This is a genomic window from Mucilaginibacter rubeus (assembly GCF_014643835.1).
Taxonomy (GTDB): Bacteria; Bacteroidota; Bacteroidia; order Sphingobacteriales; family Sphingobacteriaceae; genus Mucilaginibacter; species Mucilaginibacter rubeus.
On sequence record NZ_BMKD01000010.1, the window covers coordinates 40,149 to 54,317 of the forward strand.

A 14,169-nucleotide genomic window follows, 5' to 3' on the forward strand; every position below is an offset into this window, starting at 1 on the left:
ACATTTAATAATAACGTCGTTTATAAATCACCCCACCCAACCCTCCCCTTTGGGGAGGGCTTAATAGGGTTTCATTCTTTTTTAAGTCTCCCCATCGGGGAGATTTAGAGGGGTTACGCAGTCTCTACAACCTTCAGCGGATCAGCATAATGCGCTAAACCATAGTTTGTTGAAGTTGCTTCGCTCGCATTAGTTACGTGCCATTCAAACTCATCCCTGAAATGGCGAATAGCACTGGCCACAGGCCATGCTGCCGCGTCACCCAGCGGACAAATGGTATTTCCTTCTATTTTTTTAGATACATCTACCAGCAGGTCCATGTCGCTCATTTTGCCATGACCATACTCGAGGCGATGTAATACTTTTTCCATCCAGCCGGTACCTTCACGGCAAGGCGAACATTGTCCGCAGCTTTCGTGATGATAAAAACGGGCAAAGTTCCAGGTATTACGTACAATACAGGCATCCTCATCATAAGCGATGAAACCACCCGAACCCAACATAGTACCACTTACGAAGCCACCATCTGACAATGACTCATAGCTCATCAAACGGGCTTCGTTATTGATAGTTTTCAGGATCAGGTTAGCCGGTAAAATCGGCACTGATGAACCACCTGCAACAACTGCTTTCAAGCGTTTGCCGTTGGCGATACCACCGCAATACTCATCAGAATAAATAAATTCTTCAACAGGTACACCGAGTTCAATTTCATAAACCCCTGGTTTTTTCAGGTTACCACCTGCAGAGATCAATTTGGTACCTGTACTACGACCGATACCTATTTTAGCATATTCGTCGCCTCCTTCGTTAATGATAGGTACAACTGCCGCTATAGATTCAACGTTGTTTACCACTGTAGGGCAACCGTATAGACCTGCAATAGCCGGGAACGGAGGTTTGATGCGCGGGTTACCACGTTTACCTTCCAATGATTCCAATAAAGCGGTTTCTTCACCGCAGATATAAGCGCCACCGCCTGGCTGAACGTAAAGCTCAAGATCGTAACCGGTACCTAAGATGTTTTTTCCTAAGAAACCTTTTGCTTTTGCTTCAGCGATAGCTCTTTCCAGGATCCTTACCTGCGGCATCATTTCGCCGCGCAGGTAGATGTATGATGTATTAGCACCAAGCGCAAAACTTGATACAATCATGCCCTCAATCAGCAAGTGAGGGATATAAGTCATCAGGTAGCGGTCTTTAAAAGTACCAGGTTCCGATTCGTCACCATTACAAACCAGGTAACGCGCAACGCCTTCGGGCTTAGCCAAAAAGCTCCATTTCATACCGGTAGGGAAACCCGCACCGCCACGACCGCGTAAGCCCGATTTTTTAACCTCTTCAACAATCGCCTCAGGCGACATGGTTTTCAATGCTTTCTCCACAGAAGCATAGCCACCTTTTGAACGGTAAACATCAAATGTGTTGATGCCGGGTACGTTTATATGTTCTAAAAGTAATTTCCGTCCCATAACTTAATTCTTAGCTTTCGCTTTTAAATCACTGATCAATTTATCTACCGACTCGTTGGTCAGGTTTTCATAAAAAGTATATTCAGGGCCAATTTGCAATACGGGGCCAAAACCACAGGCGGCAAGGCACTCTACCCCTCTCCAGCTGAATAAGCCGTCGGGAGTAACTTCACCTTCTTTTACACCAAGGGTTTCCTCTATATGATCCATGATCTTTTCGGCACCTACCAGGCAGCAACCGCTTGTGCGGCAAACTTCCAGCACGTACTTGCCTTGTGGGCGTAAAAAGTACATGGTATAAAATGTAGCAACCTCGTATACCTCAATAGGCAGGATGCTTAAATATTCGGCAACCTTATCCATCGCGGGCGCGCTAACCCAGCCAAATTCGGCCTGTACCAGGTGAAGGATCGGCAGTAAGCCCGATTTTTGCTTCCCCTGCGGATAACGGCTAACTATTTCATCAAATTTGCTGATCAGTGCCGGCGAAAATTCAACCGGTTCCTGAGCTTCGTCAACTCTAAGCATCTAACTCTCCGGCTATAACGTTTAAACTACTCATGTTAATAATAGCATCTGATAATAACATACCGCGGCTCATTGGCGCATACATCTGGTAATTGATGAAGCTTGGCCTGCGGAAATGCAAACGGTACGGTGAACGGCCACCATCATTAACCAGGTAAAATCCCAGCTCGCCGTTAGCTCCCTCAACCGAATGATAAACTTCAGTTTTGGGGGTTGGAATTTCGCCCATCACAATTTTAAAGTGATAGATCAAAGCTTCCATGTTATTATATACTTCCTCTTTTGGAGGCAGGTAAAATTCAGGTACATCAGCGTGGAAAATATCGCTTGGTTCTTTATCAAGTTTGGCTAAAGCCTGTTCAATGATCCTTAAGCTTTGCCACATTTCTTCGTTGCGAACCAAAAAACGGCTGTAAACATCACCATTGTCGCCTACCGGAACTTCAAATTCAAAGTCTTCGTACGATGAATATGGGTTCATAGCCCTTACGTCGTAATCAACACCGGCAGCACGTAAAAGCGGCCCGGTCCAGCTGTAGCTCAAAGCAGTTTCCGCGCTAACAGCAGCTACGTCCCTGGTACGGTCAACAAAGATCCTGTTACGGTTAAACAGGCTTTCAAACTCTTTAAGGGTTTTAGGGAAGTTCTTTAAAAATGCGCGCAGCTTATCGAACGCACGGCTGTTGAAGTTACGCTCAAAACCACCGATACGGCCAATATTTGTTGTAAGGCGCGATCCGCAAACTTCTTCATATATTTCATAAATAGCCTCACGGTGCTCCATCATGTACAGGAAGCCTGTAAACGCGCCGGTATCCACACCCAATACACCGTTACAAATGATATGATCGGCTATACGGGCAAGCTCCATCACAATTACGCGCAGGTAATCAACGCGCTTTGGAGTTTGGATATTTAACAACTTTTCAACTGTCATATGCCAGCCCATGTTATTGATAGGCGATGAGCAATAGTTTAAACGGTCGGTAAGCGGGGTTATCTGGTAAAAAGGCCTGTGCTCGGCAATTTTTTCAAATGCGCGGTGTATATAACCAATGGTTGATACACCGCTAACGATGCGTTCGCCATCAAGCTGGAGCACATTTTGAAACACCCCGTGGGTAGCAGGGTGAGTTGGCCCCAGGTTAAGGGTTGATAGCTCGCTTTGCGGATCGTTATCTGTATATACAGGATGATTTTGCATCAGTATTATTAATTAGAGTCAGGAATCTTTAGAGTCAAGAATCAAGAAATAAAGAGTCAAGACGGGAAACTTCCTCCCCCTTTCTTACTTTCCTATTTCTTGTTTCTTATGTCTCAATTTCTTGTTTCCATCTATGTATTATCTTCCAAAATAGAAATCCTTCTTGTCAACACGGTTAGGATCTTCCAGCGGAAACTCCTTACGCATTGGAAAAGCGGTCATATCATCTACGTTCAAAATCCTGCGCAAATCCGGGTGACCGTCAAATAGCACCCCGAAAAGGTCATAAGTTTCGCGTTCCATCCAGTTTGCACCATCCCAAAGCGCCGTAGCAGTTGGGATATGCACATCAGCATCAGCCAAAAATACCTTGATCCTGATACGGGTATTAGTAGTGAGGCTATGCAGGTGATAAATAACGCCTATCGGCTTTTCCTGTTCAGGGTAATGAATACCTGTAATATCTGTCAGGAAAATGAATTTAAGGGCCGGATCCGTTTTCAGGAAAGTAAGCAGATCGATGATTGTTTCACGGCCAGTTTCAACGGTAAGCAGTTCATACGGCTCACCAACAACCGTTACTGAAGTATCAAATTTATCGGCTATAGCTTTAATAAGCTCTTCGTTAGGTATCTTAGCCATTATTGAATTCCGTATTTAGCTAATAACTCCTGGTATTTAGGCTCGCTCCTGCGGCGCAGGGATTCCGTTTTTACCAGCTCCTGAATATTCATAAAACCATCTATAATAGCCTCTGGCCTCGGCGGGCAACCAGGTACGTAAACGTCAACCGGGATAACCTCGTCAATACCTTGCAAAACGGAGTAAGTATCAAATATACCACCGCTTGAAGCGCAGGCGCCAACAGCCATTACCCAACGTGGCTCGGCCATTTGCAGGTATACCTGGCGCAGTACAGGAGCCATTTTCTTGGCTATAGTACCCATAACCATTAATAAATCGGCCTGGCGGGGTGAAAAGCTTAAACGCTCGGCACCAAAACGCGAAAGATCATAATGAGATGCCATGGTGGCCATAAACTCAATACCGCAACATGAAGTGGCAAACGGCAAAGGCCATAATGAATTTGAGCGTGCTATGCCTATTACTTTATCAAGCGAGGTAGCAAAAAACCCGGCGCCTTCAACTCCGGCAGGGGCATCAACTAATTGAATATCACTCATTGAACTAAATTGATAGAAAAACCATCACCACTAAATGTGGATAATAGCAGCAAATTTACAATAATAACGATGTAAAAAGTACACTACGGGTATAGAGGGGGTATATTTAGAATCAATCTAAACTTAATCCCAGTCTAAAGCTCCCTTTTTTATTACGTAGATAAAACCCAGCAGAAGTGTCGCCATGAAAATAAACATTTCAATAAGACCTGTAGTACCTAAAGCCTTGAAATTTACCGCCCAGGGGTACATAAAAATAACCTCCACATCAAACAGCACAAACAAAATGGCTACCAGGAAATATTTAATGGAGATTGGAGTACGGGCATTACCCACCACCTCAATACCCGACTCAAAAGGGGTCAGCTTATCTTTTGTTTTTCTTTTGGGCCCTATTTTATGCGTTACAAACATTGTTGTTACTACAAACCCTAAAGCAACCACCATTTGAAATATGATGGGTAAATAATTAACCGGTAAACTTTGTGCTTCCATGCTGCAAATATACTAATGCCTTAATAATAAAAAAGTGTGATTTATAAGGTTGTTAATCATTTCTGCAATTCGTTATTAATATTGATTACAAATCGCCGTCATTAATCAATTTCTCAAACCGGAATAAAAAAAGGGCCTCTTTTTAGGAGACCCTTCATATCTGTTAATTTATAATGTTATTTGCCTTTTCCAGCGCCACCTTTGTGTTGAAAGTAAGCTGCGGCACTTTTGTTAGCAGGATCCAGCTCGCGCGCTTTAGCAAAGTTTTCGGATGCTTTAGCGTCGTCTTTCTCTTTATACTGGTAAATAGTACCCAGATAAGCATAGGCTTCCGCTAAACTTTTCTTGGTTTTTTCGTCAGGGGCGCCCTTTGCGTTAACTACTTCGATATACTTTTCGTAGTATGGCTTCGCGTATCCTGAAATGTTATTACGGTCTTTTTCTTTTAGGTCGTTAACACGTGCACGATATAAAAATGCATCCGGAAACGGACTGGTAGCTGTTTTGGCAATTACATAGCTAAATGCACTGTCGGCACGTGTAAGCAGTGAATCGTTAGGAGCTTTTGTATCGTACCCATAATAATAGCTGATACCTTCGTAAAAATAGTCGGTTAACTTAACGCTGTGACCACCTTTAAGAGTAACTTCCCTGTAAGCATCACCAGCTTGAGCATATTTCTTTTGGCGGAAATATGATTTAGCTATCTCAGCATACACATCAGTTTGGGTGCTATCAAGTGTTAAAGCTTTCTTAAGAGTAAGTATACCTACCGAATCCTGGTTAAGGGCAACCTGCAAACGGCCCTGGTATAAATAATCGCGAGGGATGATACGTTTCGGATCAGCTTTCTGGAACCAGGTATTGATGGCGGTTAAACCGTTTTGGTAATCCTTATTTTCGTAAGCGGCATATGCCAGATAACGATAAACCCTTGCATTAGTGCTTGCTGATTTTGACAGATCAGTAGCCACCTGCTGTAAAGTTTTATAATCACCTGCAAGGATCAGGAAGTCGGCATAACGCATTTGAGATTCTACCGACTGATCAGTTAAGCTCAGGTATTGTTTGTAATGATCAACAGCTTCTTTAATTTTAGCTGATGCCATTTTGGGGTCAGTTAATGACCAGCGCAGGTCGGTTTCAGCCCACTCGCGGTAAGCAGGGCCATAGTTGGCGTTGATAGCCAATGCGTCTTTAAATTGCTGCTCAGAGCCATCAAAGTTATTAGCAAATTTATACAATACACCGGTTGCAACCTTAGCAGCCGGGTTTTTAGGATCAAGCGTAGAAGCGTCAGAATAGTTTGAGTACGCTTCGTTACTTTTTAACACAGAGCGGTAAGCATCACCTAAAGCGATAAGCAAATCAACATCTTTCGCATTAATAGCTTTTCCTTTAGTCAGTACTGCAATAGCAGCATCTGCATCAGCGGGCGCAACTTTTTTATCGGTTGTAGTAGGCAGCAAATATGATAAACCTACATACGTGTAAGGTTTTGCGTCCTTACCTGCCAAAGCTACAGCCTGATTAAAGTTGGTTGTTGCTCCGGAATTATCCTTATCCAAACGGGCAACAGCACCTAAACCGGCATAATTTAATGCTGATTTTGGATTTGCAGCAATACCTTTATTGAAAACGACTTTCGCCGAATCAGCATAGTCCTGTTTAATGTACACCCAACCCAGATAAAAGAAATTCTCATCTTTGGTTGGCTGAGTAGTAGTAAGCGTTTTGAGCATCGACTCTGCTTTCTGATATTGTTCGGCGTCAATAGCTTTTTTGGCGTCGGCAAGACTTTGCGCAAAAACTGATGATGAACCTAAAAATACCAGTCCTAATGAAGCCTTAGCTATTTTACTGATCATTTTCATCTTTATTTAGTTATAGTTTACTTTTTTAAAATTATCTCTCTCGGGGGAATTGAATCAGGCAGTAAACCCGATTTCAGTATTATCCGTTGCCCCACATCACTGGCCAGGAACGTAACAAATCCCGCTGCCAAACCATTCTTACTCGAGCAATTGATCAAATATAAACTCCTGCTCAAGGGATACTGTTTTAAGACAAGTGATTCTTGCGAAGGTTTAAAATATTCATTAGGATACTGTTTGTTTCCTTCATCTCTAACCCCTACAACTTTCACTTTTTCAACATAATCCGCATACTCTTTTTCCGGGTTATTAATCCAGCTAAAGCCTATAATGCCTAATGCGTCAGGATGTTCGCTTACATACTTAATAACTTCGATATTTGATTTAAGCGCGTATATATTCTTTTGCTTAAACTCCTTATTACCAGAGAAGTCCTTCAAATACCTTACCAAACTTGAGTTCGGATTATCAAAAACTATAGTTTTATTTCCGTTCCCCTGGCCTTTAAGCTCCTTTTTTAATTGAGCGACAGTAATAGCGGTATCATTTGACGACTTATTAACTATTAATGTAATTGCATCAACCGCAAAAGGTACTTCCTCAACACTCAACGTACGACGGGTTATTATATTACGCTCCGCGGTATCAAGCCTGCGCGATAACACCGCAAGCCTAACACTGTCGTTTAACAACATATTTACAGCCTGGTTTTCTGTTTTATAAATAAATACCGGGTCGGCGTTGGGGTACCGGCTTCTGTAAACATATTCTTCCTGTGCTACTATAGGCGAAAAAGATTCATCGGCTACGAAAGTTGCTCTTCCGGCGTTGAAGCTGTCGGTTGGTACGGATTTTACTTGTTTTTGCTTACAAGCCTGTAAACCGGCTATTAAAACAATTAAAACCAATACATATACAACCTCTAATTTAATCTTCATACTGATCCTTCTTAAACAATCTCGAAAACCTCAAAATCGCATATCCTATAATAAACGCACCGAAAAGTAAACGTTGATAATGTTGCAGTTGTAGCGGGAGCGCGTCCCAAAACATGATCATGAGACCTAAAACCACAAAGCAAATAAATGCAGCAGTTCCTAAAATAAGCAAAAACCGCCTTTTGGGCGATTTTTGCTCTTTATTGTAATTAAATGGCATTACTTATTCTTCAGATGCTAAAGTAAAGCTGATTGGAACACTGTATTGTACACGAACCGGACGACCGTTTTGTATACCTGGTTTCCATTTTGGTGAATTTTTCAATACACGAACCGCTTCTTCGTCGCAACCGCTGCCGATTCCCCTAACAACTTTGATGTCAGTTAAAGAACCATCTTTTTCCACAACGAATGTACAAATTACACGACCTTGCGTATTGTTTTCACGTGCTACAGCCGGATACCTGATGTTTTTGCTCAGGTACTGACCAAATTTCTCCAAACCGCCGGCAAATTCAGGAACCTGCTCAACTGAAGTAAAAATCTGGTTAGGATCGGCTTCAACAACTTGTTTAACGTCTGAGTTACCTACCGGCTCATCAATTCTAATGTCGGCGTTAGGATCACCTTTTTGGTCTTTTTGACCCGGATCAGCAACAGCAAGTTCTTTTACTGTTGGTGGATCTTTCTCCTTAACCTCGTTATCTGGTTTTACAACCGGAGGAGGGAAACGCACCTGGTCTACCTTTGGTTTTGGTGGTTCAGGTGGCGGCGGAGGTGGTTTTTTGGTTTGGTCAACCGGTGGCGGAGGCAACAGAACCACGTCTGTTATCTTCACCTTTTCGTCTTTCGCTGGGATAAGACCTTTGATCTTGTTGATGATAGTTGGCAAAGAAACTATAAATACAAAAACCACAATAGCAATGATTAACGACTTGCTGGTGTTTTTTGAATTCTCTTTCCTTAACTCGTAAGCGCCATAGGCTTTATTACGATTACTAAAAACAACGTCGATCCATTCCTGCTTTAGTATGTCTAATTTTGATCCTAACATCTGTTAAGGCTTTAATGGAAGTTTATAACGTTATTTAATACTATTTATTATCGTTGTACAAGCCGTCTTTTTTAAGCAACTCAATCTCCGGTGCTGAAATATCAACGATACCATAGCTCTGGATATTGGCGATATTGATCTCATCAAGCGTGCTAACCATATTTTTATATTTTGATTTATCGCTTGGTTTAATCACAACAAACATGTATTTGCCTGTTTTTTGCTGTACTTCTTTGCTTTTTTCAATTAACGTTTTACGTAACCCAGTAGGGCCAAAATTGTCAATTGTGGGCGCTGATTTTCCCGGCTCGCCGATGTACCACTCCAATTTATCGTCGCTTCCCAATAAAATAGTCATCGAACGAGAAGCGGCAATATCCATCTGATCTTTTGTTTTTTCATCCTTATCAGGCATGGCCAAGTCCATCGCTTTTGGTTTAGCGAGTGTAGTGGTCATGATGAAGAAGGTAATCAACAAGAAAGCCAGGTCAACCATCGCGGTTAAATCTACACGGGTTGATTGCTTCTTACTGCGAACCTTACCGCCTTTATGTTTGCCTCCCCCGGAGGTATCTAATTCTGCCATGGTCTTTTATTTTTTTGGAGCACCACCGGCGCTGCCCAAATCCGTAATTAAACTAAACTTGTTAACTTTTTGCTTTTGCAAAATACCGATAACATCCTTTATAACCGGATATTCCTCTTTGCTATCACCTTTAATAGCTAAACGAAGTTCCTTGTTATGTAAGGCTTTGGTAGCTATACGGGCCTGGCGAATCCAGTTGGTAAGCTCTGCCGAAACAGAGTCTCTCGGGATACCCGGCTGTGCATATTTCTTTTGCTGATCAGCAGACAAAGCGATAAACTGTTTCAACTGGTTCATTGGCACGCCAAATGAATTGATAGAAGAAAACCTTGTTTGTTCTTCAGGTGTAAAGGTCATATGATATATTGAACCCATCTGATTCAACATTTCCTTGCGGATATCAACACCTTCAACACCAAAGAAAGCTTTTTGATTACCTACAGATACTGTAGCAAAATCAGACTCAGGCACTGGCTGCTGGATTGAAGACTTTGGTATATCAATAGGTACCGGATCCTCGGTTTTTACTTTTGCGGTCATGATGAAGAAAGTAAGCAGCAGAAACGCCACGTCGCACATAGCGGTCATGTCAATTGCGGTGCTCTTTCTTGGAACTTTTATCCTTGCCATGTTAAATTTCTTAAAAATATATAGTGTTTCAGTATTAACTATCTTGCCCCTAACTTATTGTGCATGAGGCATAGCACTAATATATTCTTATTTGTTTTTGTGAGATGAAGCAAATGTTTGTACAATGCTAAATCCTGTTTCGTCAATAGCGTAAGTCAACTTATCAATTTTTGACGTAAATACGTTGTACATAACAATTGAAATAGCTGAAGTACTGATACCAAATGCAGTGTTGATCAAGGCTTCAGAAATGTGAGCCGATAGTTCAACCTGGTTAGGTACACCGGCAGTTGCTAATGAAGAGAACGCTTTGATCATACCCACAACCGTACCTAACAGACCGGTTAACGTACCGATAGATACCAAAGTAGCGATGATAGTTAAGTTTTGCTCAAGCATTGGCATTTCTAAAGCAGTAGCTTCTTCGATATCTTTTTGGATAGCTAAAGTTTTTTGATCAACGTCAAGGTTTGGTTCAGCTTCCATTTCGCCGTATTTTTTCAGTGCTGATTTGATAACGTTAGCAACAGAACCTTTTTGTTTGTCGCACTCTGCAGAAGCACCTGCAATGTTACCGGCATTTAAAAGAGATTGGATTTTCCTTACGAAGCTATCAACACTACCAGTACCTGAAGCTTTGCTGATAACAATGAAACGCTCGATAGAGAAAACGATAACCATTAATAAGAAACCCATGATCACCGGTACGATAACACCACCACTGTGAACTGTGCCGAAAATGTCTGTTGGGTAAGCGTTAACATCACCACCTTTAAAGTGGCTTGGATCACCTAAAATGAATATAAAGATACAAGTTGTAACAATAAGACAGATTGGAATGGTTAAAGAAGCAAACATGCCAGATGCACTTGAGCTTTCTTTCTTAACAGGAGTAGTTGGTTTTGTTGGTGCGTTTGCCATTACTTTTGAATTTTTAGTTTTTGTTTTTGTTTATTTTATAAGTTAGTTAAAATGCGCTGTTTGTTGGGAATAACAAAAATAGAATTTTATTGAATTAAAAAAACCATTTATGTTATTCTTTACAATTTTTTAATACAGAATATCATTCTGTGTATTGTTGGTGAATATAAACGCAACATTACAATTTTATTGTGTGTTACCAACACAATTATATGCAATGAAAACCATTTTTTTTAAAAATAGCAAGTGATAACACATAAAATTTGTGTTACCAAGCTAAAAATGGCCCGTTTTTTTTAAGTTTATAAACGTTTCTGTACCTTTTAACTATGATGCAAGCTTTGTAACAGATAGTTGTGCACTTTGTTTAAAAATCCTTCTTTCAAATAAGTTTGTTAAACTACCGGTTTATAATTGTTTATTTTTTTCAGATCACCCGCCGGCTTTTTTAGCTTTATACCCGTCGGTTTGTAATAATACCATTATTTTATCCCTGAAATCGCCCTGGATCAGTATTTCGCCATCTTTAACCGAACCTCCAACCCCGCATTTTGATTTTAGCTTTTTTCCCAAAGCTTCCAGGTCAGCATCGGCACCAATAAACCCGGCAATGCGGGTAACCAGTTTGCTGCCTCCTTTACGGTCAAGATATATTTTAAGATTTTGCTGCTGTGGCGGCAATGTTTCGGCCCCTCCCCCACTGGTTTCCTGGTATTGAAAATCGGGGTCGGTTGAGTAAACTACGCCTGTAAAATTTTTCTTAGCCATATTGATCAATTTTTAAATGACGGGCCAGCTATAACTTTTAATGATTTTGGCAATATAGTAATATCTATGCCCGTACCCGCCACCTGGGGTTCGCCATCCAGGTGAATAGGGCCGGTATGCTCCCTTTTTATCAGGATTTGCTTACCGCGGATAATTTCTACGTATTTTGAGCTTTCGGTTGCTTTAATCAGCATGCGCATGCTCATCTCCGGAAACCTCCACAACGGAAAAGGCTTTATCACGCAAACATCCAGCAAACCATCCTGCAGGCTTGCTTTGGGCGATATATGCACGTTATTGCCATATTGCGAAGAATTGGCTATACTGAGCATAAATGCCTTATAATCATATTTCTTTCCGTCGATATCAAGGTGATAGTTTTGCGGCTGGTAGCCAACTACTTCCTTTATCGACGATTTTATATAACTGATAAAACCGCGCTTTTTACCATGCGAAAAGATCTCGCTGATGTGAGCGTCAAATCCCATGCCTGCCATATTAAAAAACGGTTGCCCGTTAATCCTGGCCGAATCAATAATTTCGGTACGGCCCGAGGCAAGGTTCTTAATAGCATCCCTTGTATCCATTGGGATTCCTAAAAACCTCGAAAGCCCGTTACCCGAGCCAAATGGAACTATACCAAGCGATGTATCTGTATCCACAATGGCCGATGCTACTTCATTAACTGTACCATCACCCCCAACTGCAACCACTATATCAAATTTGCCAATGGCTTCGGATGCGATAACCCTTGCATGTGCCACGCCGTCACTAAAAGCGATAACCGGCTCCATTACACCGGCATCAATAGTATCTTTAATCAGTTCAGGCACCCCGTCCTTCTTCTTCCCCCCCGAAATTGGGTTTATTATAAATAACGCTTTCCGTTTCAACTATATATATTATTTCAATCTTCAAAAGTAAATGTATTTTCGGCTTTGTGAAATTTGTTTTATTTTTACCGCCCGAATGTGGACTGATTTAATGCTCCTTTTTACACCGGAGCCGGATTGCAACCACGTAAAAAAGTGCTAAAACCATGCTTCTTTTTACCGCCCGATCCGTCTTAAAACCTTCCCAGTCGATTTTTACTTTACTTATTTAAATTTTATGTCATATTTATTTACTTCAGAGTCTGTATCAGAAGGTCACCCGGATAAAGTGGCCGATCAGATCTCGGACGCGCTGATTGATCATTTTTTAGCATTTGATGCCGAATCGAAAGTTGCCTGCGAAACGCTGGTAACCACAGGCCAGGTTTTTTTAGCCGGCGAAGTAAAATCAAAAGCCTATCTCGACGTACAGAAGATTGCCCGCGAGGTGATCAACAGGATCGGGTACACCAAAGGCGAATATATGTTTGACGGCAGTTCATGCGGTGTGCTATCGGCTATCCACGAACAATCGCCCGATATTAACCAGGGGGTCGACCGCACCGCCAAAGAAGAACAAGGTGCCGGCGACCAGGGTATGATGTTTGGCTATGCCACTGTTGAAACCGACAACTATATGCCGCTTGCCCTTGATATAGCCCACGCTTTATTAATTGAGCTTGCAGCCATCCGCCGCGAAAACAATGAGATCAAATACCTTCGCCCGGATGCAAAATCGCAGGTTACGCTTGAGTATAGCGACGACAACAAACCGCAGCGTATTGATGCTATCGTTATATCAACCCAGCACGATGACTTTGACGACGAGCCAACCATGCTTGCCAAAATCAGCGCCGACATCATCAGTATCCTGATTCCACGTGTTAAAGCTAAATACCCTAAATACGCCCACTTCTTTAACGATGATATTAAATACCACATTAACCCAACCGGTAAATTTGTTATAGGCGGGCCGCATGGCGACACCGGCTTAACCGGTCGCAAAATTATTGTGGATACCTACGGTGGTAAAGGTGCACATGGTGGCGGCGCTTTCTCTGGTAAAGACCCTTCAAAGGTCGACCGCTCGGCCGCTTACGCTACCCGACACATCGCTAAAAACCTGGTTGCCGCCGGTTTGTGCGATGAAGTGCTTGTGCAGGTATCATACGCTATCGGCGTTGCACAGCCAATGGGTATTTACGTAAATACTTACGGCACCGCTAAGGTCGACCTGCACGACGGTGACATTGCCAAAAAAGTAGAAGGCATTTTCAATATGACCCCATACGCCATTGAAACCCGCTTTAAACTGCGTAACCCTATTTACAGCGAAACCGCGGCTTACGGCCATTTCGGCAGGCCTAACGAAATAGTTACCAAAACTTTTGTTGGCCACGACGGCAGCAAGCTCGAACGCGAAGTTGAACTGTTCACCTGGGAAAAGCTTGATCATGTTGACCAGGTTAAAGCAGCCTTCGGGTTGTAATGAGTTACACCTATATAATATACGCAATAGCGACGGGCTTACCTGTCGCTATTGTTGTTTTGGGGCCATCCTGTTTATAAGGCAGGAAAGTACTTTAGTAATAACAAAAATCATTGGCCCGCTCAGTTGCCGCGGGGGCTGTTACTTTACCTTA

General features: G+C 42.2%; 15 protein-coding genes. 1 reads left to right on the plus strand and 14 read right to left on the minus strand.

The window, feature by feature from the left end; all coding sequences use genetic code 11:
- Positions 1-113 precede the first annotated feature (113 nt).
- The 14 genes from nuoF to IEX80_RS25505 all read right to left on the minus strand — a co-directional run bounded on the left by nuoF (position 114) and on the right by IEX80_RS25505 (position 12,547).
- Entirely contained in the window at positions 114-1,472 is a 1,359-nt protein-coding gene (nuoF, locus tag IEX80_RS25440) for an NADH-quinone oxidoreductase subunit NuoF (protein ID WP_090533910.1), read from the minus strand.
- Between the two features lie 3 nt (positions 1,473-1,475).
- The gene (locus IEX80_RS25445; RefSeq protein ID WP_090533912.1) at positions 1,476-2,000 is read right to left on the minus strand and encodes an NADH-quinone oxidoreductase subunit NuoE family protein; all 525 of its coding nucleotides are present in this window, start codon (positions 1,998-2,000) and stop codon (positions 1,476-1,478) included.
- The gene (locus IEX80_RS25450) at positions 1,993-3,204 is read right to left on the minus strand and encodes an NADH-quinone oxidoreductase subunit D (RefSeq protein WP_175490103.1); all 1,212 of its coding nucleotides are present in this window, start codon (positions 3,202-3,204) and stop codon (positions 1,993-1,995) included. Before IEX80_RS25450 ends, IEX80_RS25445 begins: the two co-directional genes overlap by 8 nt.
- Before the next feature lie 138 nt (positions 3,205-3,342).
- Positions 3,343-3,846, minus strand: a complete 504-nt coding sequence (locus tag IEX80_RS25455) for an NADH-quinone oxidoreductase subunit C (protein ID WP_188834567.1) — start codon at positions 3,844-3,846, stop codon at positions 3,343-3,345.
- A complete protein-coding gene (locus IEX80_RS25460) occupies positions 3,846-4,388 on the minus strand; it encodes an NADH-quinone oxidoreductase subunit B (protein ID WP_090533918.1) in 543 nt (180 codons plus the stop codon). The genes IEX80_RS25455 and IEX80_RS25460 overlap by 1 nt, the downstream gene beginning before the upstream one ends.
- 123 nt (positions 4,389-4,511) lie before the next feature.
- Positions 4,512-4,883 carry an NADH-quinone oxidoreductase subunit A gene (locus IEX80_RS25465; RefSeq protein ID WP_090533920.1) on the minus strand — a complete coding sequence of 124 codons (372 nt, stop codon included), beginning with the start codon at positions 4,881-4,883 and terminating at the stop codon, positions 4,512-4,514.
- Positions 4,884-5,059: 176 nt separating this feature from the next.
- Positions 5,060-6,757 (minus strand): tetratricopeptide repeat protein, encoded by a 1,698-nt coding sequence (locus IEX80_RS25470; RefSeq protein WP_090533922.1) that lies wholly within the window; start codon positions 6,755-6,757, stop codon positions 5,060-5,062.
- 17 nt (positions 6,758-6,774) lie between these two features.
- Positions 6,775-7,695, minus strand: coding sequence for a PstS family phosphate ABC transporter substrate-binding protein (locus IEX80_RS25475; RefSeq protein ID WP_188834568.1), 921 nt, complete (start codon positions 7,693-7,695; stop codon positions 6,775-6,777).
- A gap of 223 nt (positions 7,696-7,918) precedes the next feature.
- Positions 7,919-8,749: an energy transducer TonB gene (locus IEX80_RS25480; protein ID WP_091175774.1), complete on the minus strand. Its 831-nt coding sequence runs from the start codon at positions 8,747-8,749 to the stop codon at positions 7,919-7,921.
- A 40-nt stretch (positions 8,750-8,789) separates the two neighbouring features.
- Positions 8,790-9,335: an ExbD/TolR family protein gene (locus IEX80_RS25485; RefSeq protein WP_188834569.1), complete on the minus strand. Its 546-nt coding sequence runs from the start codon at positions 9,333-9,335 to the stop codon at positions 8,790-8,792.
- 6 nt (positions 9,336-9,341) lie between these two features.
- Positions 9,342-9,965: an ExbD/TolR family protein gene (locus tag IEX80_RS25490; protein WP_112654858.1), complete on the minus strand. Its 624-nt coding sequence runs from the start codon at positions 9,963-9,965 to the stop codon at positions 9,342-9,344.
- Positions 9,966-10,052: 87 nt separating this feature from the next.
- The gene (locus tag IEX80_RS25495) at positions 10,053-10,886 is read right to left on the minus strand and encodes a MotA/TolQ/ExbB proton channel family protein (RefSeq protein WP_090533930.1); all 834 of its coding nucleotides are present in this window, start codon (positions 10,884-10,886) and stop codon (positions 10,053-10,055) included.
- A gap of 432 nt (positions 10,887-11,318) precedes the next feature.
- Positions 11,319-11,654, minus strand: coding sequence for a translation initiation factor (locus IEX80_RS25500; RefSeq protein ID WP_188834570.1), 336 nt, complete (start codon positions 11,652-11,654; stop codon positions 11,319-11,321).
- A gap of 5 nt (positions 11,655-11,659) precedes the next feature.
- Positions 11,660-12,547, minus strand: coding sequence for a diacylglycerol/lipid kinase family protein (locus IEX80_RS25505; RefSeq protein ID WP_188834571.1), 888 nt, complete (start codon positions 12,545-12,547; stop codon positions 11,660-11,662).
- Positions 12,548-12,764: 217 nt separating this feature from the next.
- Between IEX80_RS25505 and metK the strand changes: the two genes are divergently transcribed.
- Positions 12,765-14,015, plus strand: a complete 1,251-nt coding sequence (metK, locus tag IEX80_RS25510; protein WP_188834572.1) for a methionine adenosyltransferase — start codon at positions 12,765-12,767, stop codon at positions 14,013-14,015.
- The last annotated feature ends 154 nt before the right edge of the window (positions 14,016-14,169 follow it).

Excerpts from the sequence above, each read along its gene's own strand:
- IEX80_RS25500 (WP_188834570.1), bottom strand. The coding sequence starts at position 11,654 with ATGGCTAAGAAAAATTTTACAGGCGTAGTTTACTCAACCGACCCCGAT.
- IEX80_RS25470 (WP_090533922.1), bottom strand. The coding sequence starts at position 6,757 with ATGAAAATGATCAGTAAAATAGCTAAGGCTTCATTAGGACTGGTATTT.
- IEX80_RS25465 (WP_090533920.1), bottom strand. The coding sequence starts at position 4,883 with ATGGAAGCACAAAGTTTACCGGTTAATTATTTACCCATCATATTTCAA.
- IEX80_RS25495 (WP_090533930.1), bottom strand. The coding sequence starts at position 10,886 with ATGGCAAACGCACCAACAAAACCAACTACTCCTGTTAAGAAAGAAAGC.
- IEX80_RS25445 (WP_090533912.1), bottom strand. The coding sequence starts at position 2,000 with ATGCTTAGAGTTGACGAAGCTCAGGAACCGGTTGAATTTTCGCCGGCA.
- IEX80_RS25460 (WP_090533918.1), bottom strand. The coding sequence starts at position 4,388 with ATGAGTGATATTCAATTAGTTGATGCCCCTGCCGGAGTTGAAGGCGCC.
- IEX80_RS25480 (WP_091175774.1), bottom strand. The coding sequence starts at position 8,749 with ATGTTAGGATCAAAATTAGACATACTAAAGCAGGAATGGATCGACGTT.
- IEX80_RS25490 (WP_112654858.1), bottom strand. The coding sequence starts at position 9,965 with ATGGCAAGGATAAAAGTTCCAAGAAAGAGCACCGCAATTGACATGACC.
- IEX80_RS25485 (WP_188834569.1), bottom strand. The coding sequence starts at position 9,335 with ATGGCAGAATTAGATACCTCCGGGGGAGGCAAACATAAAGGCGGTAAG.
- nuoF (WP_090533910.1), bottom strand. The coding sequence starts at position 1,472 with ATGGGACGGAAATTACTTTTAGAACATATAAACGTACCCGGCATCAAC.
- IEX80_RS25450 (WP_175490103.1), bottom strand. The coding sequence starts at position 3,204 with ATGCAAAATCATCCTGTATATACAGATAACGATCCGCAAAGCGAGCTA.
- IEX80_RS25455 (WP_188834567.1), bottom strand. The coding sequence starts at position 3,846 with ATGGCTAAGATACCTAACGAAGAGCTTATTAAAGCTATAGCCGATAAA.
- IEX80_RS25475 (WP_188834568.1), bottom strand. The coding sequence starts at position 7,695 with ATGAAGATTAAATTAGAGGTTGTATATGTATTGGTTTTAATTGTTTTA.
- metK (WP_188834572.1), top strand. The coding sequence starts at position 12,765 with ATGTCATATTTATTTACTTCAGAGTCTGTATCAGAAGGTCACCCGGAT.